The 22,038-nt window shown below is 70.2% G+C and carries 16 protein-coding genes and 1 pseudogene; 5 read left to right on the top strand and 12 right to left on the bottom strand.

From position 1 onward, the window contains the following. Positions 1-127: 127 nt before the first annotated feature. On the top strand, positions 128-970 hold the full coding sequence (locus ACFWN1_RS14845) for a GntR family transcriptional regulator (protein ID WP_384361495.1): 843 nt from the start codon (positions 128-130) through the stop codon (positions 968-970). Between the two features lie 184 nt (positions 971-1,154). Here ACFWN1_RS14845 and ACFWN1_RS14840 read toward each other — a convergent pair whose 3' ends face one another. Beyond that, positions 1,155-2,132: an alpha/beta hydrolase gene (locus tag ACFWN1_RS14840; RefSeq protein WP_384361493.1), complete on the bottom strand. Its 978-nt coding sequence runs from the start codon at positions 2,130-2,132 to the stop codon at positions 1,155-1,157. A gap of 315 nt (positions 2,133-2,447) precedes the next feature. Between ACFWN1_RS14840 and ACFWN1_RS14835 the strand changes: the two genes are divergently transcribed. After that, positions 2,448-3,839 carry a hypothetical protein gene (locus ACFWN1_RS14835; RefSeq protein ID WP_384361490.1) on the top strand — a complete coding sequence of 464 codons (1,392 nt, stop codon included), beginning with the start codon at positions 2,448-2,450 and terminating at the stop codon, positions 3,837-3,839. A gap of 418 nt (positions 3,840-4,257) precedes the next feature. After that, complete coding sequence (locus ACFWN1_RS14830; protein ID WP_384361487.1) at positions 4,258-4,461, top strand: hypothetical protein; 204 nt, start codon at positions 4,258-4,260, stop codon at positions 4,459-4,461. 40 nt (positions 4,462-4,501) lie between these two features. On the opposite strand, the gene ACFWN1_RS14825 is transcribed toward ACFWN1_RS14830, so the two are convergent. The 11 genes and pseudogenes from ACFWN1_RS14825 to ACFWN1_RS14775 form a co-directional block, all read right to left on the bottom strand. Beyond that, a complete protein-coding gene (locus ACFWN1_RS14825; RefSeq protein ID WP_384361484.1) occupies positions 4,502-5,332 on the bottom strand; it encodes a sugar phosphate isomerase/epimerase family protein in 831 nt (276 codons plus the stop codon). Then, entirely contained in the window at positions 5,329-6,474 is a 1,146-nt protein-coding gene (locus ACFWN1_RS14820) for a dihydrodipicolinate synthase family protein (RefSeq protein WP_384361481.1), read from the bottom strand. The genes ACFWN1_RS14825 and ACFWN1_RS14820 overlap by 4 nt, the downstream gene beginning before the upstream one ends. Continuing rightward, a complete protein-coding gene (locus ACFWN1_RS14815; RefSeq protein ID WP_384361478.1) occupies positions 6,474-7,625 on the bottom strand; it encodes a Gfo/Idh/MocA family protein in 1,152 nt (383 codons plus the stop codon). The genes ACFWN1_RS14820 and ACFWN1_RS14815 overlap by 1 nt, the downstream gene beginning before the upstream one ends. 49 nt (positions 7,626-7,674) lie before the next feature. Further along, complete coding sequence (locus tag ACFWN1_RS14810) at positions 7,675-8,865, bottom strand: glycosyl hydrolase (protein ID WP_384361475.1); 1,191 nt, start codon at positions 8,863-8,865, stop codon at positions 7,675-7,677. A gap of 861 nt (positions 8,866-9,726) precedes the next feature. Next, positions 9,727-11,022, bottom strand: a pseudogene (locus ACFWN1_RS14805) (glycoside hydrolase family 52 protein); the annotation flags it as partial. A gap of 104 nt (positions 11,023-11,126) precedes the next feature. Further along, positions 11,127-11,975 carry a sugar phosphate isomerase/epimerase family protein gene (locus ACFWN1_RS14800; protein ID WP_384361472.1) on the bottom strand — a complete coding sequence of 283 codons (849 nt, stop codon included), beginning with the start codon at positions 11,973-11,975 and terminating at the stop codon, positions 11,127-11,129. Between the two features lie 60 nt (positions 11,976-12,035). Continuing rightward, positions 12,036-14,393 (bottom strand): DUF4962 domain-containing protein, encoded by a 2,358-nt coding sequence (locus tag ACFWN1_RS14795; RefSeq protein WP_384361469.1) that lies wholly within the window; start codon positions 14,391-14,393, stop codon positions 12,036-12,038. Between the two features lie 62 nt (positions 14,394-14,455). Then, complete coding sequence (locus tag ACFWN1_RS14790) at positions 14,456-15,391, bottom strand: carbohydrate ABC transporter permease (protein ID WP_384361465.1); 936 nt, start codon at positions 15,389-15,391, stop codon at positions 14,456-14,458. Continuing rightward, on the bottom strand, positions 15,381-16,220 hold the full coding sequence (locus ACFWN1_RS14785; protein ID WP_384361462.1) for a carbohydrate ABC transporter permease: 840 nt from the start codon (positions 16,218-16,220) through the stop codon (positions 15,381-15,383). The genes ACFWN1_RS14790 and ACFWN1_RS14785 overlap by 11 nt, the downstream gene beginning before the upstream one ends. Positions 16,221-16,297: 77 nt before the next feature. Continuing rightward, positions 16,298-17,584: an extracellular solute-binding protein gene (locus ACFWN1_RS14780; RefSeq protein ID WP_384361458.1), complete on the bottom strand. Its 1,287-nt coding sequence runs from the start codon at positions 17,582-17,584 to the stop codon at positions 16,298-16,300. A 68-nt stretch (positions 17,585-17,652) separates the two neighbouring features. Next, positions 17,653-18,681 (bottom strand): hydroxyacid dehydrogenase, encoded by a 1,029-nt coding sequence (locus ACFWN1_RS14775; RefSeq protein ID WP_384361455.1) that lies wholly within the window; start codon positions 18,679-18,681, stop codon positions 17,653-17,655. Positions 18,682-18,834: 153 nt separating this feature from the next. Between ACFWN1_RS14775 and ACFWN1_RS14770 the strand changes: the two genes are divergently transcribed. Then, positions 18,835-19,893 carry a LacI family DNA-binding transcriptional regulator gene (locus ACFWN1_RS14770; RefSeq protein ID WP_384361452.1) on the top strand — a complete coding sequence of 353 codons (1,059 nt, stop codon included), beginning with the start codon at positions 18,835-18,837 and terminating at the stop codon, positions 19,891-19,893. 436 nt (positions 19,894-20,329) lie between these two features. Beyond that, positions 20,330-21,976, top strand: coding sequence for an alkaline phosphatase D family protein (locus tag ACFWN1_RS14765; protein WP_384361449.1), 1,647 nt, complete (start codon positions 20,330-20,332; stop codon positions 21,974-21,976). Positions 21,977-22,038 lie beyond the last annotated feature (62 nt).

Below are 22,038 nucleotides of genomic sequence, written 5' to 3'. Positions count from 1 at the left end.
CAGAAGCGGCGACGAAGCGATCCGGCGGGTACGCCGGCCGGATGGTTGACCAGTCCCTGGCGTGCTGGTCAAGATACGGATAACCTCATATGGACAGCACGGCCCGTTTAGGGGGATGATCCACGACATGGCCAGCGAGCCGCCGCGTTCCGCTCTCAAGAGCGAACGCGTCCGGGACCACCTCATGGAACTCCTGGAGTCCCGCATGTCCGGCGATCCGATCCCGTCGGAGCGCAAGCTCTGCGACCGGCTCGGTGTCTCGCGGCCGACGCTGCGCGCGGTGGTGGACGAACTGGTCACCAAGGGTCTGCTGGTACGCGAACACGGACGCGGCATGTTCGTCGCCCGAGCGAAGATAACGCAGGAACTCACTCCGGCCCGCGACGCGCACCGCCTCCCCCAGGCCGACGGGAGCTGGGCCAGCCGGGTCCTGGAGTTCACCGTCGTACAGGCCGGTGCCCGCGTCGGCCGGAAGCTGCGCATCTCGCCCGCAGCCGAGATCACCTACATCGCCCGGCTGCGGCTGGTCGACGCCGAGCCGATGGCCATCGAGTACCTGCACGTCCCGGCCGCCCTGGTGCCCGGCCTCCGCGTCGCCGACATGGAGTCGGGGGACTTCTACGACATGCTCGGCGACCGGTACGGCGTCCGCGTCCGCGATGCCGTCCAGTCCATCGAGCCGACCGTCACCAACGAGGAGGAGGCCCGTCTCATCGGCGTCCCGGTGCTGTCGCCCGCGCTGTTCTTCGAACGACTCACCCAGGACGACACCGCGCGCCCGGTGGAATACGTCCGCTCGGTCTACCGCGGCGACCGCTACCGCATCGTGTCACGGCTCTCCCTCGGCGAGGCCACCCCGGCGACGCCGCACTCCGACGCGCGCCACCACCCCGGTATCCCGCCAGGCGACCTGGCGGGTCGCACCGACGTTCCGGTTCTCACCCTGGGCGACGTCCAGCCTGCGGGGTGACCGCACGGCGGCCGGGCCGATCGGCGCCACCGCGCCCCCGCCGGCGGCGGATCTCCCGGCCGAACCGGTGCCGGCCGACCGGTGCCGGATGGTGCCGGATGGTGAAGGCGCACCGCTGGCGTGGTCATCACGGAAATCAGGCGTCACGACACGACATCAGGTGTGCCAGGCACCCGGAAGCGCGTCAGGTCCGGCGGTGCCTGCGGACGGCGAGGACGAGTCCGGCACCGAGGGCCGTGATCCCGGTGGCCGCCCACGCGGCGGTCGTGGTGGTGCGCGACAGTCCGGTGCCGGAGAGCTTGGAGGCGGACCGGTCAGTGCTCTGCCCGGTCGCCGCCCGCTCGATGACAGCCGTCACCGCGTCCGGATGCGAGACCGGAGCCACGTGGGAGGAGTCGACCTCGACCGTCGTGGCACCGGCTCGCTTCGCCATCCACCGCTGGACGGCGACCGGGATGTTGCGGTCCTTCACCGTGATCACGTCGTAGGCGGGCACGGTCTTCCAGGCCGATCCGGTGAAGGCGCCGTCCAACGCCGTAGCGTCCACGGGACGCTGCCCGGCAGCGAGTACGGCGGCCTGGGCACGCGGGATGTCCTGGGCGAACTGCTGGGGGAAGAGTCGCTGCTTGACGTACAGCTCGGTACCGGTGCCGCCACCGGGCAGCGGGTAGGGCACTTTCTTCAGCGTTCCGGCCAAGGTGCTGCCCGGGTACTTCCCGACCAGGCCGCCGGTGGTTTCCCCCTTGACGGGCAGGAATCCGGCCACGGCGACGATGGCCTTGACGTTCGGGCTGTTGAGAGCGGCCTCGTTGACCACCGACGTGCCGTACGAGTGACCGGCCAGGATGACGGGACCGTCGATGTCACGGATCACGCTCGCGGTGTAGGCCGAGTCGTAGGCGAGTCCGCGCAGCGGATTGGCGACCGCCACGACCGGGTAGCCGTCGGCCTGCAGCCGCTTGGTCACGCCGTCCCACGACGACGCGTCCAGGTTGGTGCCGTGGACCAGGACCACCGTGGGCTTGACGCCGCTCCTGGCGGGTTGGGGCGCGGCCCCGTCCGCCTGGACGCGGGGCGCGGTCAGGACGCCGGCGACCGCCAGCACGGCGAGGGTGGATGCGGTGCGCCGCGCCCACGTGCCCGCGGACGATATGTTCTCCATCGCAGAACTCAGCCTTCTCAAGGGATCGGGTGAGTTCATGCTGCGCATCCGACCGGCGCATGACGCGCCCAGTGATGCGATCGGGTGACCACCGGGCCCGACCGGCTCCTGAACCCACCTCCGGCGCTCCCGACTCCTCCGATCGCTCAGTTGGTACGGGCGGAGCTTCCCTCCACGGTCGCACCCGCAGATCAGCCCGCGAGACTCATCCTCTCAGCGGATCATCCTTCGACTGTACGCGTGCCCGTAGGGCTGCATTCCGAGCGGTGGGTGAGCAGAAAAGCGTCTCGTAGAGCGCTTCTCGTTGTCCACAACGTGACCTCCGCCAGCCGCGTCCTGGACGTTCTGCCACTGTTCCACGATGACCTTCGGCTGCAACTTCTGGTCACCTCGACAGGCTCCTCTCCTTTCCAGAGTGGAATCCAAGAGCTTTTCTCAGCAATGGGCCTTCCTGTCCTGCCCTGGAAAGAGGCTATTGCGGCGCCTATTGATTTGGCAATTTCAGCCAGTTTTGGCGGAGAACTGCATAACATTTCTCCCTGCTACGACCGCATGCTCGCGGGACGCCCGTACCGGCAGCGATTCAGACGCGCTCTTGGGGTGCGGCGCGGCCAGCGTCTCCTCGTACTGAATTCGACCTGGAACACTGAGGGCTTCTTCGGGAACGGCGGGTCGAGGGATCTGCTTCCGAGTATTCTTCCGCGCTTGGGGACGGAGCTGCCCGTCGACGAATACCGGATCGCAGCCGTTCTGCACCCCAATATCTGGCACGGACACGGCCCCGGACAAATACGCGCGTGGCTGGACAGAGCCCAGCGCAACGGCTTGGTTCTCATCGACCCTCTGCACGGATGGCGACAAGCGCTGCTGGCCGCCGACATCGTTCTCGGAGATTTCGGGGCAGTCTCCTACTATGCGGCAGCCCTCGGCATACCTGTGTTGCTTGCTGCGGCTGACCAGGAGCGTCTTGACCCCGAGACGCCGTTGGCGGAGTTCGTCCGAAGCGCTCCACAACTCGATGCGCACGCCCCTCTACGAGACCAACTGGACCGAACCTTCGCGGAGCACCGCGCACTCCCCGACCCGGCCCGGTTCGTCAGCTCCGCCCCGGGTGAGTCCGCGGCCTTGCTACGACACAATTTCTACGCTCTGCTCGGCATTCCGGAACCCCCGGCACCCACCCTGCTGGAACCGTTGCCGTTGCCCCCATACGAGCCGCCTCGCCGCACCACCCCGATGCGCGCACGGACTTCGGTGCGGGGGCGGCGAGTCCATGTCGAGCGCTCCACCGTGCATCCGTACACGGCGGACGGCGAAACGCATCTGGCGGTGCACGAGGACACGCGGGACCCGGGCGAGCCGGCCGCAGCCGATGTGATCGTGCGGGAAGGGCCACCCGACGACCCGCGCCTGGGCAGCCCGGCTACCTGGGCGACGGAGGTGATGGACCAGTACCCGTACTGCGCACTCGCCCGGCTGGGCTCTCGCCGGACGTGTCGCCTCGCGATTCAGTTGCTTGATGACGGAAGTGCGGCCAGTGAAGTCACGAGGCGGGGGCGGCATTCCCGCGCCCGGACTCAGCGCACCCGCAGAACGTCCGCTTCCCAGCAGCAGAGCCCACTCGAGGTGCCGACGCTGATCGGACGCGACCAGCGAGCGCATCTCACGGCCCAGTTCCGTCCTGCTGACTGTATCCACGCCGCGTGAACGAAAGGCACCTCAACACCGCGGCGGCAGAAAGATCAACCGCAGCGGGAACCGTCGGCACGCACCATCGAGACGTGGCTCTCCGGGGGCTCTTCAATCGCTGCCGGTGTCGTGGCGTGGGCGGATACGGCTGGACGACCGCACCCAGTTCACCACCGTGATGGAGGCGGTCCGGGCGCCCCGCACGGGCCCGGGACGTCCTCCGGGCACGCTGCTCCTAGCTCGCGAAGTGGCGCATCACCAGCCCGTGCGTGGCCGGCAAGCTCTCGGGGCTGGACGTCGCCTACCCGCCGGCCCAGGACGACGCGCACCCCCTCACCGGAACCCGCGAGCTCTTCCTGGTCGCGGTTCCCGGGACCAGCTCCGTCGCAGCGCTCGGCGTCGAGTCCGACGAGCCCCTGGCTCAGCCCATCGCCGCGTGGCCATGCGGGAGCGCACCGACGAAACCTGCCGCCGGCTGCTGGGCGATCACGCCCTGGAACATCGCGTGCCGTTCCTGGCCGCGCTGCTGGTGGGAGTGACCTCCAGCCGTTACGTCATCGTCTCCGGTGCTCTCGCGGACATGACCAGGGAACGCTTCACCCAGGACCTGACCGCCTCCATCAGCGCACTGCCGAGCTGAACGCCCCCCGCCGCGACGCGTGGCGGACGCGGCGGCTCCGTCATGAGCCGTGCACATGGGTCAGGTGACGCTCGATCACCGTCCGCACGGTCTGCTCGCCGGGGGTGTCCCAGATTCGCTCGTTGAAGATCTCGACCTCGATCCAGCCGGTGTAGCCGGCGGCGGTGACCTGGTCGGTCAGGGCACGGAAGTCGATATGGCCGTCACCCACGTGGCCCCGGCCCAGCAGGGAGTCGGCCGGCAGGGGCAGGGTCCAGTCGCACACCTGGAAGGAGGCGATCCGAGGCCCCGCGCGCTCGATCTGGCGGGGCAGGTCCGGGTCCCACCAGACGTGGTAGCTGTCCACGACCACGCCCACCTGCTGGGGCGGGTGTCCTGCGGCGAGGTCCAGCGCCTGGGCGAGGGTGGACACCACGGCCCGGTCCGCGCAGAACATCGGGTGCAGCGGCTCGATCGCCAGGCGCACGCCGTGGTCTCCGGCGTGCGGGGCCAGCTCGGCCAGCAGGTCGGCCACCCGGTGCCGGGCCCCGGCCAGGTCGCGCGAGCCCTCGGGCAGGCCGCCCACCACCATCACGAGCGTGTCGGTGCCCAGCTCGGCGGCTTCCTCCAGGGCGCGGATGTTCTCCGTCAGGGCCGCCTGACGCGTGCCCGGCCCGTCGGCGGTGAGAAAGCCACCCCGGCACAGGCTGCTGACGGTCAGACCGGCGTCGCGGACCCGTGCCGCCGCCTCCGTGAGCCCGGTCTCGGCCACCTTGTCCCGCCACAGGCCGATCGCCGGGATACCGGCGTCCACGCACCCCTGGACCGCCTCGGGGAGGCTCCACCGCTTGGTGGTGATCTGGTTGAGCGACAGGCGTTCCAGACCGCTCACGCCTCCACCCCCGCGACACGCAGGAACCGGCGCATGCGATGGGCCGCCAGCTCGGGGTCCGGCAGGACGCCTGCCGCGTCGGCGAGCTTGAACAGCTCGATCAGGTGGGGCACGGAACGGCCGCTCTGCGCACCGGCCACCATGGTGAAGTGGCTCTGGTGACCGGCCAGCCAGGCCAGGAACACCACACCGGTCTTGTAGTGGTACGTCGGTGCGGCGAACAGGTGCCGGGCCAGCGGCAGCGTCGGGGCCATCAGCGCGTCGTACCGGTCGGTGTCCCCCGTCTCCAGGGCACGCAGCGCGTCGGCCGCGACTGCCGCGACGGGGTCGAAGACGCCCAGCAGGGCATCGCTGTGACCGTGCTCGTCACCGCGGATCAGGTCGGGGTAGTTGAAGTCGTCGCCCGTGTAGAGCCGTACGCCCGGCGGCAGCGCTCGCCGCAGCGCGATCTCCCGCCCGGCGTCCAGCAGGGACACCTTGATGCCGTCGACGCGGGACGCGTGGTCCTTGATGAGCGCGAGCACCGTGTCCGTGGCGTCGTCGAGAGTCGTGCCGCCCCAGTAGCCCGCGAGCGCGGGATCGAACATCTCGCCCAGCCAGTGCAGGATCACGGGCCGCGAGGCCGAGCCGATGACGTCGCCGTACACCTGGAGGTAGTCCTCGGGGCCCCGGGCGAGCGCGGCCAGTGCACGGCTCGCCATCAGGACCGGACGGGCGCCGGCGCTCTCCACCACGGCGAGCTGCTCCCGGTAGGCGTCGACGACGGCGGCCGGCGAAGCGGGCGCGGCGAGCTGGTCGGTGCCCACCCCGCAGGCCAGCCGCCCGCCCACGGTCCGGGCCTCCGCGCCGGACCGCGTGATGAGCTCCCGAGTCGCGTCCCAGCCGAGGCCCATGCCGCGCTGGGCGGTGTCCATCGCGTCGGCGACGCCCAGACCGAGGGACCACAGGTGCCGGCGGAAGGCCAGGGTGCCGTCCCAGTCGACGGCGGCCGGCGCACCCGGGGCGTTCTCCCCTAGCGGGTCGGCGACGACGTGGGCGGCGGCGTACACGACACGGCAGGTGATCGGCCGGTCGGACGCCGGTACGGCCGCGGGCGGCCCGAGCCGGTGCACGCCGCCCGGCAGGCGCAGTTCGGCCGGCATCAGATCTCCAGCGCGGGGACGTCGAGGCGGCGGCCCTCACGGGCGGAGCGCAGCCCGAGTTCGGCGAGCTGGACACCCTTGGCGCCCTCCAGGAGGTCCCACCGGTACGCGGCACCGGTGGCCACATGCCGCAGGAACATCTCCCACTGGACCTTGAACCCGTTGTCGAACTCGCCGTTGTCCGGCACCTGCTGCCAGTGGTCGCGGAACGACTCGGTCACCGGCAGGTCCGGGTTCCACACCGGCTTCGGCGTCAACGAGCGGTGCTGTACACGGCAGTTGCGCAGGCCGGCCACGGCACTGCCCTCGGTGCCGTCCACCTGGAACTCGACCAGCTCGTCCCGGTCGACCCGCACGGCCCAGGAGGAGTTGATCTGGGCCGTGATACCGCCGTCCAGCTCGAAGACGCCGTAGGCGGCGTCGTCCGCCGTCGCCGGGTAGCCGTTGCCCTGCTCGTCGACCCGCTCGGGGATGTGGGTGGCGGTGTGCGCGTAGACCGAGCGCACCTCGCCGAACAGGCCGTCGAGCACGTACCGCCAGTGCGGGAACATGTCGAGGATCACGCCGCCGCCGTCCTCGGCGCGGTAGTTCCAGCTCGGGCGCTGGGCCTCCTGCCAGTCGCCCTCGAAGACCCAGTAGCCGAACTCGCCGCGCACGGACAGGACCCGTCCGAAGAACCCGCCGTCGATGAGCCGCTTCAGCTTCAGCAGGCCGGGCAGGAACAGCTTGTCCTGCACCGCGCCGTTGCACACCCCGGCCTTCCGTGCCAGCCGTGCCAGTTCCAGGGCGGCGCCGAGCGACTCGGCGGTCGGCTTCTCGGTGTAGACGTGCTTGCCGGCCTCGATCGCCGCCCGGATCGCCTGCTCGCGGGCCCGGGTGATCTGGGCGTCGAAGTAGACCTCGGCGAGCGGATGGGCCAGGGCCTCGTCCAGGCTCGTGGTCCAGTGCTCCAGCCCGTGCCGGACGGCCAGCTCCTTGAGCTTGCTGTCGTCGCGGCCGACGAGGATCGGTTCGGGCCACAAGAGGGTTCCGTCGTCCAGGGGCAGACCGCCCTGTTCGCGCAGGGCCAGCACGGAGCGGACCAGGTGCTGGCGGTAACCCATGCGGCCGGTGACACCGTTCATGACGATGCCCATGGTTCTGCGGGACATACTCGTTGCTCCTCGGGGGTGGGCACGGGCGGCGTGCGCGCGGGGTGGGTCAGGCGATCAGGTCGGTGATGCCGCGACGCGCCAGGTACGCCGCGTCGCGCGAGCCGTCGAGGGTGACGACGGCCGGATGGACGCCCTGCTCGACCAGGCGGAAGAACGCGTCCGCCACCTGGCGGGTCGCGCTCGGGTCGGGCAGTACCAGGGCCGAGGTGCGCGTCAGCGGCCGCGGGGGCGCGTCGCGGATACCGGCGATGAGCTGGGCGAGCTGTGCGCCGACCGGCTTGACCTCGTTCTCGGTCGTCAGGAGGCCGAGGTCGTACTCGTACTCGTCGAAGCCGGTGAGCCGGCGGTCGATGTCGTGGCTGCCCCACCAGGTGCATCCCCAGACGTGCGCCGAGGAGAGGGTGTTGCGGACGAACGTCTCGGCCCATCCCGGAATGGACCCCTCCGGGCGCTCGACCGGGGACGCGCCGAACTCCTGGAGCCACTTGGGGCGGCCGGGGGTCGCGGCATGCGCCTCGGCGAGTTCCGCCATGAACTCGCCGAGGTGCAGGGTGCCGGCCCCGTCGGGTCCCCACTCGGCGAGCACGCCGCTCCAGTACGGGTAGCAGTGGAAGACGGCGGCGCTTCCCGAGGTCGCCGCGCCGTGCGCCGAGAAGACCGCGTTGTCCAGCCAGGGGCGGTGATCGTTTCCGTTGACGTGGAACTTTCCGGGTGCCACCTTCTCGCAGTGGTCGAGGAGCTGGGCGGCCCAGCGGTCCCCGTCGGCCGGGGAGACGTCGTCGTTGATCACGGAGAGCTCGTTGCCGAGGTCGAAGCCGAGGAAACGCGGGTGGCCGGCGACCTCGGCGGCGAGGACGTCGAGCAGGTGCAGCTCGGCGGCGACGGCGTCCTTGTCCGTGACCATGGACCGGTCCTTCAGCCAGGCGGGCTTGAAGGTGAAGCCGCTGAGCCATCCGGTGAGGACGGTGACCATGACGTCCAGGCCCGTGTCGGCGCGGTCGGCCAGGTCCATCAGTTCCCGCAGCCGTTCGAGGGCGGCGCGGCTGACCATGGCCGGGTTGGGCTGGAACACCGGCCAGACGAGCTGGATGCGGACGTGGTCCATGCCCAGCCCGGCAAGTGCCCGGAAGTCCGCCAGGATCGAGTCGGCGTCCCAGTCGTTCCAGCAGTACCACCAGTTGCGGCTCGGCACGTAGTTGACGCCGAAGCGGGGGGCCGGGGCGGGGTGCGTGTTCACGGTGGCTCAGCTTTCTGGTGAGGCGTGCGGTGACGGCGGTGGAGAGGCTGCGCGGTGTGCCGCTCAGTGCCGCGCGGCTTCGTGCAGCCAGAGGGCCGCGGTGACGCCGCGCGGGTAGTAGCGGCTGGCCATGACGTCGCCCGCGAGCATCTGGTCGCTCCAGGCGGACGCCGCGTTCCCGGTCCGCAGCAGCCAGGCCCGGTGGGCGTCGTCGGCGGTGGCGTCGGCGGTTCTGCCGAGGATGTGACGGGCGACGAACTGGCTGAGGTAGATCTTGCTCAACCAGGAGTTGTCGCTGGTCGCGGAGAGCTTCCAGCCCCCGTCCGGGAACAGGCAGACGTCGGGGGCGAGCACCGCGTCGAGGTGGACGCGCAGGCCCTCGATCAGCTCGCCGTAGGGTCCGTCCGCCGCGAGGACGTCGGTGATGCCGGCCGCCCACAGATGAGCGAGCCCCTCGATCACCGGAATGGTGGTGCCGCGCGGCTTCCCGTCGAGCAGAGCGGGCACGATCCCCCGGCCGTCCCGGTGCGCCAGCACGGTCCGGGCGCAGCGACCCGCCTGTTCCTCCGCGAGCGCCCCAGGCTCACCCGGCAGCGTACGGGCCAGCCACACGTAGGCGGCGAAGGTCTTGACCGCGAGGTAGGCGCTGCGCCGCGCCTGCCCGAGCGAGCTGTCCAGGCTGTCGTACGTGGTGATCTCCGCGCTGCTGCCGCACCGGACCCCGTCCAGGCTCATCACGCCGTCCCGCCGGCCGGGGTCGGGATGGTCGCGGTTCACCAGACTCGTCAAGCACTCCCGGAGCAGCGGCAGGTACCCGGCGAGCCAGCTCCGGTCGTCCGATGCCTTGACGTACACGGCAGCGCACAGCACCCAGTTGACGACCTGCTCATGGGACATGTAGGAGAACAGGCCGTCGGTGCCGGACCGCTCGTAGGACGAACGCCCCTGCGGGGAGAAGGCGCCTGCGAAGCCCATGTCGTGGGTGAAGGCTATGCCGCCGGGATGGGTCGCCGACTGGTCCGGGAACCTCACCCGGTCGTCGTAGGAGTAGCGGTCCGCGAACTGGTCGAGCACGTTGCGGATGGTCCACGGGTTCTGCTGCGCCTCGAAGAACACCTGGTCGGCGAGGAGGTCGAAGGTGTTCATCATGCGGTACTCGCCCTCGTTGACCACCCAGAGCGCCTTGCCGTCCTCCTCCAGGGCCTGGGTGGAGCCGAAGTACCCGCGAGTGGCGTGGGCCAGCATGAAGCGCTGTGACTCGTTCAGGTGCGGCGCGTCGAACCGCGCGGCATCGCGCTCGCATCGCGCCGTGAGAGCCGGGAAGTCGCGGGCCGCGTACTCGGCGACGTCCTCGATGGCCGGGAACCAGCGCGTGTAGAGGTAGGCCGCCTTCCGCCCGGTCGTGACGAGGCCGGCGCGGTGGAAGCACACCGCCGCACGCAGCGTGCGCCGGGTGCCGGCCGGGACGTCGACCACGAGAGCCGCCGCCGGGCCGAGGCCGAAGCCCCAGTTCTCGCCTTGGGGGGAGTTGACGATCTCTTCGAGGTCGAAACCGATCGCCGAGCGGACCCCCTCGTCACCCGTGGTCAGCGCGGTGGACGAGCCCTGACCCACCCCGGCGGTCAGGGTCCCGGTCCGTTCCAGGTGGCGCATGCCGCGTGTGCGGTCGCTTCCCTGGTAGCCGAAGAACGCCCGGCGCGCGCTGGTGCCGCGGGTGTTGTCGAGGGTGAGTTCGGCGAAGACCGCAGGCAGGAAGGCGGTGGCGAGCTGCTCGGGCGTCGCCGTGTCGGGGTCGGGAAGCGCGCCGGTCGGGGACCACACGGTGAAGGTGAGGTCCCCGGCGGTCCAGGTGTCGCGGCCGGCACTCATGTCGCGCGACACTGCCTCGTCCGGGAAGGCGACGAGCGGCCGGTCGCCGACGTCCCCGGTCCGCACCGCCTCGGAGTCGAAGCGCAGCCGGTCGTCGGGGGCGGGTGAGAAGAAGGGGAGCGCCTCGAAGCGTTCCCCGTCGGCGGACTCGGCGCCGATCCACACGTTTTCCTTGGCCGGCCCGGCCAGTTCGAGGCCCAGGCCGCCCTCGGCTCCCCGGTACCCCAGGGTGAAGGAGGCGAAGGCGCCGGCGGGCGAGTGGTGGGTGTTGTAGAAGACGTTGTCCATGATGGGCGTGACATTCCTTGTACTCGAATGGACGTGCCTGCTCCGAGACGCTTTCCGTGCGGCGCCGGCTACCGCCGTGCCCCGCTCCGGGCTGTCGTCACTCTTCAGGGGCGTTCGGCCCCGTCGGCTCGCTCCGCCGTGGCGTGCACGGTGTCCCGCAGCCAGGTACGGGCCTTTGCCAGCACCTCGTCCAGCGGTGCCACAGCGGGGTACCACTTGCGTTCCCACTCCAGGGAGACCCACCGCCCGTACCCCTCGGCGGACAGCCGGCGGAGAACGGCGGCGACGGGGACCGCGCCCTCTCCCAGCGGGACGGGCAGGTGACGGCCCGTCGGCTCTTCGTCCTTGATCTGGACGTGTGCCAGGTGGGGCCGCAGGACGTCGAGGGTGGTCTCCCATGGTTCGCCCCGGCGGCAGGAGTGGGCGATGTCCCACAGGGCTCGCACGCGCCGGTCCGCGATCTCGTCGAGGAGAGCGGCGACTTCGGCGCCCGTGGAGTGCGAGTCGTGTGTCTCCAGCCAGATCCCGACCCCCGGAGGCAGCAGCCGGGCCGCTCCGCTCAGCCGCGCGACGATCCGCGCGGTGCCCGCCTCAAGACCGGCACCGGCACCGACGACTGCCCCGGTACCGCCCTCCGCTCCGGGGAACACCCGGACCGCCGTGGCCCCGAGGTCGGCGGCCAGCCGCGCCTCCGCGAGGATGGACGTGACCACCTCCTCGTCGGACTGATCCGTACGGCCCACGTGTACATAGGAGTTCACGCTGAGCAGGGTGACGCCGTCCGCCAGGAGCCGGCGGGCCGCCGCGCGGGCCGGCCCGTCCAGGCCGGTGTGCACGGGTTCGTCGGCGCTGGAGAGCACCTCGATCCCGGTCCATCCTGTGCGGAGTGCCAGGGCACGGACGTCTTCCAGCGGCATGCCGGGCACGCCGAGGGTGGAGAAGGCCAGCTTCATGTGTACTCGCGGGGTGAGGAGACGGATGCGGGCAGACGCGCGGGTCCGGCGCGTACCGGGTCAGCGGCCCAGGCGGTAGCGGCCGGGCGGCAACGAGGCGTAGAGCGTGCTGCCCCTACGGATCTGGCCGCTGACCTTGCCCCCCTTGCCCCCCTTGCCGCCTCGCCGGGTGAGCAGCCAGCGGCCGCCGGCGGGCAGGTCCGTGGCGAGGAACTCGGTCGGTGCGCCGCCGTCCTCCCCGACGGTGAAGTCGAGGGTGCGGCGCAGCGTGGTGGCCGAGTCGCTGAAGACGGTCAGGGTGTCGCGGAGGCGGACGAGATAGGCGCCGGCCGTGTGGGTGCAGGTGACGGGGTACGGCTGCGCGTCGGAGGCGTGGGGTTGCAGGACGTTCAGGAAATCGGTCTTGGTGCCCTGCTCGGAGGGACTGATCTCGACGCGCCAGGCGCCGGGCTCGCCACTGCTGTTGTCCTCGGGCGTGTTGACGTAGTTCACGCCGTCCACCTCGAACTCGCGTCCCGGGCCGCCGATGGCCGTGATGCGGGGACCTGCCGGTGCCAGGGTGGTCAGGCGCAGCTTGCCGCCGGGGGCGCTGTCGGTGCGCGCGATGTCCACGGTCGTGGGTCCCACAACCGGCTTCTCGGCACTGTGCAGCAGGAAGGCGGTCTCGAACGAGGACGATCCGGTGGCCAGGGAGTCGCGGACGATCAGGGCGCCGGGATGACCCGGCTCGTCGAGGTTGATGAAGACGAAGGACCGGGTGACCAGACGCGCCTTGGTGCCGTACGCGGGGGTGATGTCACCTCGTACGTGGCTGAAGACTGGCTTGGCGCGGTCGGGGCCGGCCCACCCGCTGGCGGAGCGGGCGTTGACATGGTGCCGGGCGGGGTCCAGGAGGTCGTGGAGGGTGGCGGCCTCGGCTCCGCCCGCCGGGAAGGGCTGCCCTCCGTCGTTGGACAGCGTGGTGCCGGCGAAGGTGAAGGTCTCCGCGGGGTTCTTGATGAGCAGGGCGTTGTGGGCGATGGTCCGCTTGTTGTAGTTGAGGTCGTGCCGGGAGCCGTAGGACCCCTCCTTGCCCTCGTAGATCCCGGAGCGGAGGGCGAGCGGACCACGGTAGTAGATCTGGAAGGTACCGGCGTCCAGGTGCTGGTGGTTGCTGAAGTTGTGGCCACCGATGGTGACTTGGGCGATGGCCGTCTCGGCGTCGGGACCCTCGTCCCACCCGGTGCGGGCGATCATGCCGGCCAGGGGAAGCCCGGTGAAGCGGGTCAGCGGCAGGGTGGTGGCGGGCGTGCGGGGGAGCTTCGGGTCGTAGAAGAGGCAGAAGAGGAGGTTTTCCTCGGTGCCGGGCTTGTAGCCGTGCTTGAACTGCTGCAACAGGTAGTCCTGGTGCAGCGGGTTCTTGTACAGGGTGGTGGACAGCAGCATGGCGGTGACCGTGTAGAAGTCGCTCCAGTAGCGGCCGGGCGGGTTGTAGCTGCTGAGGAAGGTGTCGCCGGAGCGCACGAGCTGGCCGTCCGGGCGCCGCTGGTAGATCCAGTCGGTGATGATGTTCTGCTGCTCGCTGGAGAACCCCGCGTCGCCGCCCATGCGGTCGAAGAGCGTGGCCGCGAAGATCTCCGGGGCGAAGCGGGTGCCCTGGTAGGAGTCGCCCTGGTGGTAACGGCCGGACTTGTAGAAGAAGTTGCGGGCCGGTACGTACTCCGTGCGGAAGCGGGTGCTGACGAGGTCGAACCACTCGGGGTCCTCGTCGTACACCGCGATGGCGGCGGCGAGCTGGTCGCGCTGCAGCTCGTACTCGCTCGCGTGGCTGGTGATCGCGCTGAGGGCGGTGGGCGGGTAGCCGACCTCCTGGTGGGCGGCGAGGTTCTTCATGGCGGCTATGAAGGTCTGGCGGTCCTCGGTGTCGAGCAGGTCGTAGCACCAGTCGTAGACGAGGGCGGCCAGCATGAGCGTGGTACCGGTGTTGCGGATCTCGTTGATCGGCGCGTCGTGCGGGTCCCGTGGCTGGTAGGTGCGCAGGACGTTGCGCATACAGGTGACCGCGCGCCTGCCCAGTTCGGTGTCCTTCTCCAGCAGGTGGCGCAGGGCGAGTCCCTCGATGGCCGACCGGACGGGCTTGCTGAAGGTGCCGCCGGGGAGTGTGCCGTCGGTGTCGAGCCGGCTCGCCGTCAGCAGGGCGTTATAGCTGGGTGCTATGACCGGGTCACCCAGGTTGCCCTTGATGGTGTCGAGGTGGCTCTCGGTGATCAGCACACGGGGGTGCGCGCCCTTGACCGGAGCCGCGGGCCTGCTGACCGCGGCGGGGGCGGCGAAGCTGCGGGCGGGGGCGACGGCGTGGACGGCGGTGGACGCGGCTCCCGCGACGCTGAGGGAGAGCAGGGTACGCCGGGACATCGTTTTCTTGCGATGGGTGCTCATGGGGGCTCCGGGAGCGTGAGGGAGTTCGCGGACCGGGGGGACGGCCGTAGGTGCGGGGTGCGCTACTTCAGCCCGACGTGGGTGAGGCTGTTGACGAAGTAGCGCTGGGCGAAGACGAACAGGACGATCATGGGGACGGTCGCCATGGCGGTGCCGGCCATGAGCAGGGCCCACTGGGTGGTGTTCTCCTGCTGGAAGGAGGCCAGGCCCACTTGCAGAACGCGCATGTTCTGGCGGCCGGTGACCAGCAGCGGCCAGAGGAAGTTGGTCCAGCCGGTCTGGAAGGTGAGCAGGGCGACCGTGACGATGGCCGGCCGGATCTGCCGCGTGACGATCTTCGCCCAGATGACGAACTCGTTGGCACCGTCGAGCCGGGCCGCCTCGGCGAGTTCGCCCGGAACGCTCAGGTAGAACTGGCGGAAGAGGAAGACGGAGAGCGGGCTCATCGCGCCGGGGACGATCAGGGCCCACCAGGAGTCGAGCCAGCCGGTGCCGCCCTGCCCGAGGATGTCGTTGCCGCCGAAGAACGGCATCGACCGCACGAGGATGAACTGCGGCACGATGATGGTGTACATCGGGATCATGATCGCGCCGATGAAGCAGAAGAAGAGGACTTTCGAGCCGCGGAAGGGCAGCTTGGCCAGCGCGTAGCCGGCCATCGAGGAGAACACGACGTTGATGACCGTGTGCCCGGCCGCGATGAAGAAGCTGTTGCGGGCGTAGGTCACGAAGGGCGCCGAGTCCAGCGCGTCGGCGTAGTTCCGCCAGCGCAGCGACCGCGGCAGGAGTCCCGCCGACTGGGCGGGGTCTCGCAGTGACGACAGGATCATCCACACGAACGGGGTGATCATGAGGACCGAGACCATGGCCAGCAGCCAGAAGCTCGCGATCCGTGCCCGTGAGGAGCGTGCCTTGGCGGCCGGTGCCTGGCGGGACGGCCGGGGCCGGTGCGGCTGGGGCCGGCCGGCGGCTCGGCGCGGCGGGGCGTCAGTGGCCATCGCGGGCTTCTCCCATCGTGCGGGTGTTCACCGCTGTCAGGACGATCAAGGCGATCAGCAGCACCACCGACTGCGCACAGGCGACGCCCAGACGGAAGTCGGAGAAACCCGTCTTGTAGATCTCGTACGTCGTCAGGGTGGTGGCGTAGGCCGGGCCGCCCCTGGTGAGGACGTACACCTGGTCGAATGCCTGGAACGCGCCGACCGTCGAGGTGATCAGGACGAAGAACGTAGCGGGCTTGAGCAGGGGGACCGTGATGCTGATGAAACGCCGCCACGCGCCGGCGCCGTCGATCGAGGCAGCCTCGTACAGGTCGCCGGGCAGGCCTTGCAGCGCCGCCAGGTAGATCAGGGTGTTGAAGCCCATGCTCTGCCAGATGCTGATCAGGATCACGGAGAAGAGCGCGACGGAGGGGTCGGTGAGCCAGTCGACCGGCCCGACACCGATGGCCTCCAGCAGGTGATTGACCAGGCCGTCACCCTGTAGCAGGTAGCTCCACACCAGGGCCACGGCGACGGTCGCGGTGATCTGCGGAAGGTAGATCACGGTCCGGAAGAACCCCTGACCGCGGATGCCCTGGTTGAGCAGGACGGCCAGACCTAGCGAGAGGGCCATGGACACCGGGACCGTGCCCACGGCGTAGAAGAGGGTGGTGCGCAGACTGCGCAGGAACTCGCCGTCGGAGAAGATCGTCCGGTAGTTGTCGATCCCGACGAACGAGGGCGACTTGAAGACGTCGTAGTCGGTGAAGCTCAGGACGAACGCGGCGAGCACCGGCAGGCCGATCCAGAAGCCGATGTGCAGCGTCGCGGGCAGGGAGAAGAGCACGCCGGCCCGTCGCCGGCCGCGCTGCAGACTGCCCGGGGCACGTGTCGGGGAGGCCGAGGCAATTTCGTGATTGTCCATCAGATCCGCCCGATGGCGTCCTCGGCCTGCTTACGTATCGAGGTCAGGGCCTGCCGCGTCGACTGCTTGCCGGTGAGGACCGCCTCGATCGCGGGGTTGATCGTCTCGCGGATCTCCATCCACGCCGGGCTGCCGCCCTCGCTGACGGAGTAGCGGAAGCTGTCCCGGATGAGCGGGGCGGCCGGGTTGCGGATGGCCTTGCCGACGGCCGCGTCCGCGAAGGGCGGCAGGTAGCCGTTGGGCTCGGCGACGGCGAGCGACTCGTCCTCGGCCGTCAGCGCGCCCAGGAAGTCGAAGGCCGCCTGTGGGTCACGCGCCCGCTTGTTCACCGTGACCAGGGCTCCGCCGACGAACATGGTGGGCTTTCGCTCCTCCAGGAGGAAGTAGCCGATGTTCTCCAGGTCCTTGCGGCCCTCGGGCAGCACCGCGTTCTGGCCGATCGCCGAAGCCGCCGTCAGGGAGATCGAACTCGTGCCCTTGCGCAGGGTCTCCAGCGGGAGTCCCTGGGATGCGCGGAAGGCCAGGGACGAGGAGCCGTCCTTCACGAATCCGGCCAGGAAGTCCAGCGCCTGCGCGCCCTGGTCGCTGTCGAAGAGGACCTTGGTGCCGTCGGTGTCGAACATGCGCCCCCCGCAGGCGTCGAGCGCGGCGACCCACTGCTGGCGCAGGTTGGCCGCGGTGACGTCGATCCCGACCCGCTCGAACCCGCCGCCGGACTTGCGGCGCGTCAGCTCCTTGGCCGCGGCGCGCAGTTCCTGGAAGCTGCGGGGGGTGCGCTTGATGCCCGCCTTCTCGAAGTGGTCCTTGCGGTACGCCACGACCATCGCGTCCACTCCCAGCGGCAGGGCGTAGGTCTTGTCGAGGTAGCGTCCGGGCGCGACGACCTGGTCCAGGTAGTGGGGGCCGGAGCGCAGGGAGGCGGGGAGTTCGGCGAACGTGTTCTTCGCCGCGAACGGCGGTACCCAGCCGAAGCCGACCACGACGACGTCCGCCAGGGTGCCGCCCGCGAGGCTCGTGGAGATCTTCTCGGGCAGTACGTCCCAGGTGCTGTAGTCGACGCGCACCCCGGCCTTCGGGTGCTTGCCGCGATAGACCTCGGTGACGCTTCCCTCCAGCACCTTCTTGCCCTCGGGGGTCGCGAAGACCGGTGTCAGGACGGAGAGCGATCCGTTGCCGCCCCCACCCCCGGACGAACCGCTGCCGCAGCCGGTGAGGCCGGCAGTCGCGGCGCCGGCGGAGACGACCGCCGCTGCTCTGAGAAGGGTCCGTCGGTCGATATTCGTCATGATCATGTCCCTTTGGTACGACCAGCGCTTGGGGCGCCGTCTTACTGATCGAGCGATGACGAGGGCTGTCAGGCCAGCTGGGTCAGTTGCTGTGCGGAGACCAGGCCGCGGAGAGGGAGCCCGGCCGCCAGCCGGCGCAGCTCCTCGGCGGCGAAGCGGCCGGTGATGTGGAGGTCGGCTCCCTCGGTACCGGCGACGTGCGGGGTGAGCAGCACGTTGGACAGATGGTGGAGCCGGTGCCCGGCCGGCAGCGGTTCGGGATCGGTGACGTCCAGATACGCCTCCAGGCGGCCGGACACGCACTCGGCGAGCAGGGCCTCGGTGTCGAGGAGACGCCCGCGCGCGGTGTTGATCACGGCGGCTCCGTCCGGGAGCAGACGCAGTCGCGCGGCGTTGATCATGTGCACGGTGGACGGCAGGATCGGGGCGTGCAGCGAGAGGATCTGGCTGCGCCGGCACACCTCGTCCAGGTCGTCGAGGTGCTCGGCCCCAAGGAGCGCGGCCGCTTCCGGAGTGCAGTACGGGTCGTACAGCACGACCTCGCGGCCGTCGGCGACCAGTCGTCTGATGACCGCCCGACCGATGCGGGACGCGCCGACGATGCCGATGGTCTTGGCCCCGAAGCCGACATCGGGGCGCGCGTGGCGGTCGGCGACGATTCCCCGCCGGTAGAGATCCTGGAGCCGCAGGGCCTTCTTCGCGGCCAGGGTGATGAAGGAGTAGGCGACGGCCGCCACCGGCTCGGCCATCTCCTCAGCGGCCGAGGAGACGAGGATGTCGCGCCGGAACACGGCCGGTCCCACGACGTCCTTGACCGATCCGGCCGCGTGCAGGACCGCGCGGACACCGGGCGCCCGATCCAGGACCCGGTCGTCTATCAGCGGCGCTCCCCAGCTGGTGAGCAGGACGTCCGCCCCGGCCAGCGCGGCGGACTCGCGGAAGTCCTCGACCACCGTCAGCTCGGCCGACTCGGCCAGCTGCCGGCGCAGGTCGGCCGGGAATACGGCGTCGCGCAGCCGGGCGTCCATGCACAGGACGGCCCGCGGCTTCCTGCCTGCTCCCGTACCAAGGGAGGCGAACTGTGCGTGGGATGTCATGTTAAGAAAAACTTTCTATCCGGTAACGCAAACTTTCTGAAAGGAAAGTAGGATCACGCCACCAGACGTGTCAAGCACTGGGTACACACTAAAAAAGCGACTTTGCTCCGGTCACCTTGATGATCATGAGTCGAGTTTGATAGAAAAGTTTTCATGAGTGCTTCACGGAAGTCCGGTCCAGGCCGCAAGGCGACCCTCCACGCGGTGGCCGAGCGGGCGGGAGTGTCCCTGGCCACCGCGTCGCGGGCCCTGACGGGCACGTATCCCGTCGCGTCGGCCACGAAGGCCCGGGTGACCGAGGCGGCCGCGGAACTGGGCTACGTACGGGGCAAGCGGGTCCCGGAGAGCGACCACCGGCTGCCCACGGTGGCCACCATCGTCAACGACGTCCGCCAGGACTTCCTCATCGAGATCGTCTCCGGCATCGAGCAGCTCGTCACGGGGGCCGGCCACTTCTGTCTCGTCGGCTCGAGCGGGTACGACCTCACCACCGAGTTCGCCATGCTGGACGCCCTCGTCGACGACCCGGCCATCGAGGGGGTCATCGTGGCCGGCGGTGTGTACGACACCGAGGCGTACCGGACCGGCATCAGGAAGCGGGCGAAGCGCTACGCCGAGCAGCAGGTGCCGCTCGTCTTCTGCGGCCGGCCGGGCGTGGAGGGGGCACCTGTGCGGATCGTCGACTACGACCAGGCGGGCGGCGCCGCGTCCGCGGTGAGCCACCTGCTGTCCCAGGGGCACCGCCGCATCGCCTACATCCGCGGTCCCGAGGGCTTCACCACCAGCGAAGGCCGGACCGAGGGGTACTACTCCGCCCTGGCGTCCTTCGACATCCCCGTCGACCAGCGGATCATCAAGACCGGCGAGCGCGTCCGTGCGACGGGCTACCAGGCGGCGAAGGAACTGCTCAGCGAGGGGGCCGACATCACCGCCATCTTCGCGGAGTCCGACTACATCGCCTCCGGGGCGCTCACGGCCGTCCGGGAGTCAGGGCTGTCCGTGCCCGGCGACATCTCCGTCATCGGCTTCGACGACCTGGGGCTGGCCCAGGAGACCTGGCCACCGCTCACCACCGTGCACCTTCCCTTCGACGAACTGGGCCGGGCCGCCGCCCGCCTGGTGCTGTCCCCTCCTGCGGCCGGGTCCGGTCGCAACCGATCTGTGTTCGGGACCCATCTGGTCATACGGGAATCGGTGCGCAGCCTCTGGTGAACGGGGCTCAGTTCCCTGGCTGGGCCCGGCAGGGCCGGCGGTGCGATCTGCGGTGTGTCCCCTCCGCCTGGATGCCGGGCCGACCGGAAGCGACCGCGTCGCCGCGCGGCGCGGGGCGCCGGTCGCCGGAGCTGACCGGGGCGGAGCGTGTCGGCTGCGTCGCTTTCCGTTCGGGGAGCATAGTCGTGGTGATCAGGTCGGCCCCGATCTCGGGGCCTCGCGTTCAGCGGTCGGACCGGGGGGTGCGCATGCCGGAAGTCCTCGCTCAGGGGGCTTCGGTGGCCCACCGTCGGTCCTCGCGCCCAGTGGTCGTCCTATGTACATGCACATGCCAGCGATATGCTGACGGCCCTTCGTCTCCCGGTAGTGCAATGCCCTGACACCACCTCAGTCCGGCCCGCGCGGCCGGACTCCTCATGCCAGGGATAGGGCACGCATGCACTCTTCCGACTCATCCAGCGCCTCGGGGCACACCGCCGAACTGCGCGCTGCGGCAAGCCGTCTGGACAGGCGTCGCTTCCTGACCACCACTGGGGCGGCGGCGGCCCTGGCGTTCACCGTGAACATCCCGCTCGGTGGCGCCGCCTCGGCCGCCGAAGCGAGTGCCTCGAAGATCACCGACAATCCGTTCACGCTGGGCGTGGCCTCCGGCGACCCGCTGCCCGGCTCGGTGCTGCTGTGGACCCGACTCGCCCCGCGCCTCTTCGAGAGCGGCGGCGGTCTGCCGTCGGCGCGGTTCACGGTCCACTGGGAGCTGGCGCGCGACGAGCGCTTCACCCGTGTCGCGAGGCGCGGAACCGTGAACGCGCACCCGGAGTTCAATCACGCGGTGCACGTCGAGGTCGGCGGCCTGGACACGGACCGCGTCTACTACTACCGGTTCCGGGCGGGGCAGTGGGTCAGTCCGGTGGGCCGCACCCGCACGGCCCCCGCGAAGAGCGCCCGGCTGACGGAGATGCGCCTCGCGGCAGTGTCCTGCCAGGCTTACCACGACGGCTACTTCACCGCCTACCGCCACCTGGCCGACGAGGATCTCGACGCCGTCTTCCACCTCGGCGACTACCTCTACGAGTACGCGGTGACCGCGACGGGCGGCGCCCGCGCCTACCAGGACATCCGGCTGCCCGCGCAGTTCAACCGCGAGACCCTCACCCTGGACGACTACCGGCTGCGGTACGCCCTCTACAAGAGCGATCCGGACCTGATGGCCGCGCACGCCGCGCACCCCTTCATCGTCACCTGGGACGACCACGAGACCGAGAACAACTACGCCGACGACACGCCCGAGAACGACGTGCCGCCGGAGGAGTTCCTGCTGCGTCGGGCCGCGGCCTACCGGGCGTACTGGGAGAACCAGCCGCTGCGCGGCCGGCAACTCCCCCACGGTCCCGACGCGCAGCTCTATCGCCGCCTGCACTTCGGGCGGCTGGCTCAGTTCGACGTTCTCGACACTCGTCAGTACCGCTCCGACCAGGCGTACGGAGACGGCTGGCAGACTCCCGGCCCGGAGTCGGAGGACCCGTCCCGCACGATGACCGGTGCCACCCAGGAGCGCTGGCTGACCGACGGCTGGCGTGCGTCGCGGGCCACCTGGAACGTCCTGCCCCAGCAGGTCACCTTCTCGCAGCGCAAGGACCGGACGACCGCGGACTACAAACTGTCGATGGACTCCTGGGACGGCTACCCCGCCTCCCGCAAGCGCGTCCTCGACGGATGGCAGGCAGCCGGCCGGGACAATCTGCTCGTCCTCACGGGAGACGTCCACGTCCACTTCGGCATGGACATCAAGCAGGACTTCGACGACCCCGCCTCGAAGACTCTGGGCACCGAGGTCGTCACCACGTCGATCAGCAGTGGCAAGGACGGAGTCGACAGGCCCGGCAACTGGGACACCTACATGCGGGCGAACCCGCACCTGAAGTTCTACAACGGCCGCCGCGGCTACGCCGTGGTCACCCTGTCCCCGGACACCGCGCGAGCGGACTTCCGCACGGTGTCGGCGGTGACGACACCCGGCGCACCCGTCGCCACGGCCGCCTCCTTCGTCACCGAGGCCGGCGATCCGGGTCTCACCCCCGCCTGACCCGACAGCGCGCGCCGGCCCTCGGCAGCCCGCCTCCCTCCGCTCAGCGGGCGGGCCACGGG

This window comes from Streptomyces sp. NPDC058459, assembly GCF_042721685.1.
Lineage (GTDB): Bacteria > Actinomycetota > Actinomycetes > Streptomycetales > Streptomycetaceae > Streptomyces.
The sequence above is the reverse complement of the archived record's forward strand: the minus strand, read 5'-3'. Positions and strand labels throughout refer to the sequence as shown.

Bases quoted from the DNA above. Each gene is read 5' to 3' on its own strand.
- ACFWN1_RS14815 (WP_384361478.1), bottom strand. From the start codon at position 7,625: ATGTCCCGCAGAACCATGGGCATCGTCATGAACGGTGTCACCGGCCGC.
- ACFWN1_RS14820 (WP_384361481.1), bottom strand. From the start codon at position 6,474: ATGCCGGCCGAACTGCGCCTGCCGGGCGGCGTGCACCGGCTCGGGCCG.
- ACFWN1_RS14790 (WP_384361465.1), bottom strand. From the start codon at position 15,391: ATGGCCACTGACGCCCCGCCGCGCCGAGCCGCCGGCCGGCCCCAGCCG.
- ACFWN1_RS14775 (WP_384361455.1), bottom strand. From the start codon at position 18,681: ATGACATCCCACGCACAGTTCGCCTCCCTTGGTACGGGAGCAGGCAGG.
- ACFWN1_RS14770 (WP_384361452.1), top strand. From the start codon at position 18,835: ATGAGTGCTTCACGGAAGTCCGGTCCAGGCCGCAAGGCGACCCTCCAC.
- ACFWN1_RS14795 (WP_384361469.1), bottom strand. From the start codon at position 14,393: ATGAGCACCCATCGCAAGAAAACGATGTCCCGGCGTACCCTGCTCTCC.
- ACFWN1_RS14800 (WP_384361472.1), bottom strand. From the start codon at position 11,975: ATGAAGCTGGCCTTCTCCACCCTCGGCGTGCCCGGCATGCCGCTGGAA.
- ACFWN1_RS14845 (WP_384361495.1), top strand. From the start codon at position 128: ATGGCCAGCGAGCCGCCGCGTTCCGCTCTCAAGAGCGAACGCGTCCGG.
- ACFWN1_RS14780 (WP_384361458.1), bottom strand. From the start codon at position 17,584: ATGACGAATATCGACCGACGGACCCTTCTCAGAGCAGCGGCGGTCGTC.
- ACFWN1_RS14840 (WP_384361493.1), bottom strand. From the start codon at position 2,132: ATGGAGAACATATCGTCCGCGGGCACGTGGGCGCGGCGCACCGCATCC.
- ACFWN1_RS14765 (WP_384361449.1), top strand. From the start codon at position 20,330: ATGCACTCTTCCGACTCATCCAGCGCCTCGGGGCACACCGCCGAACTG.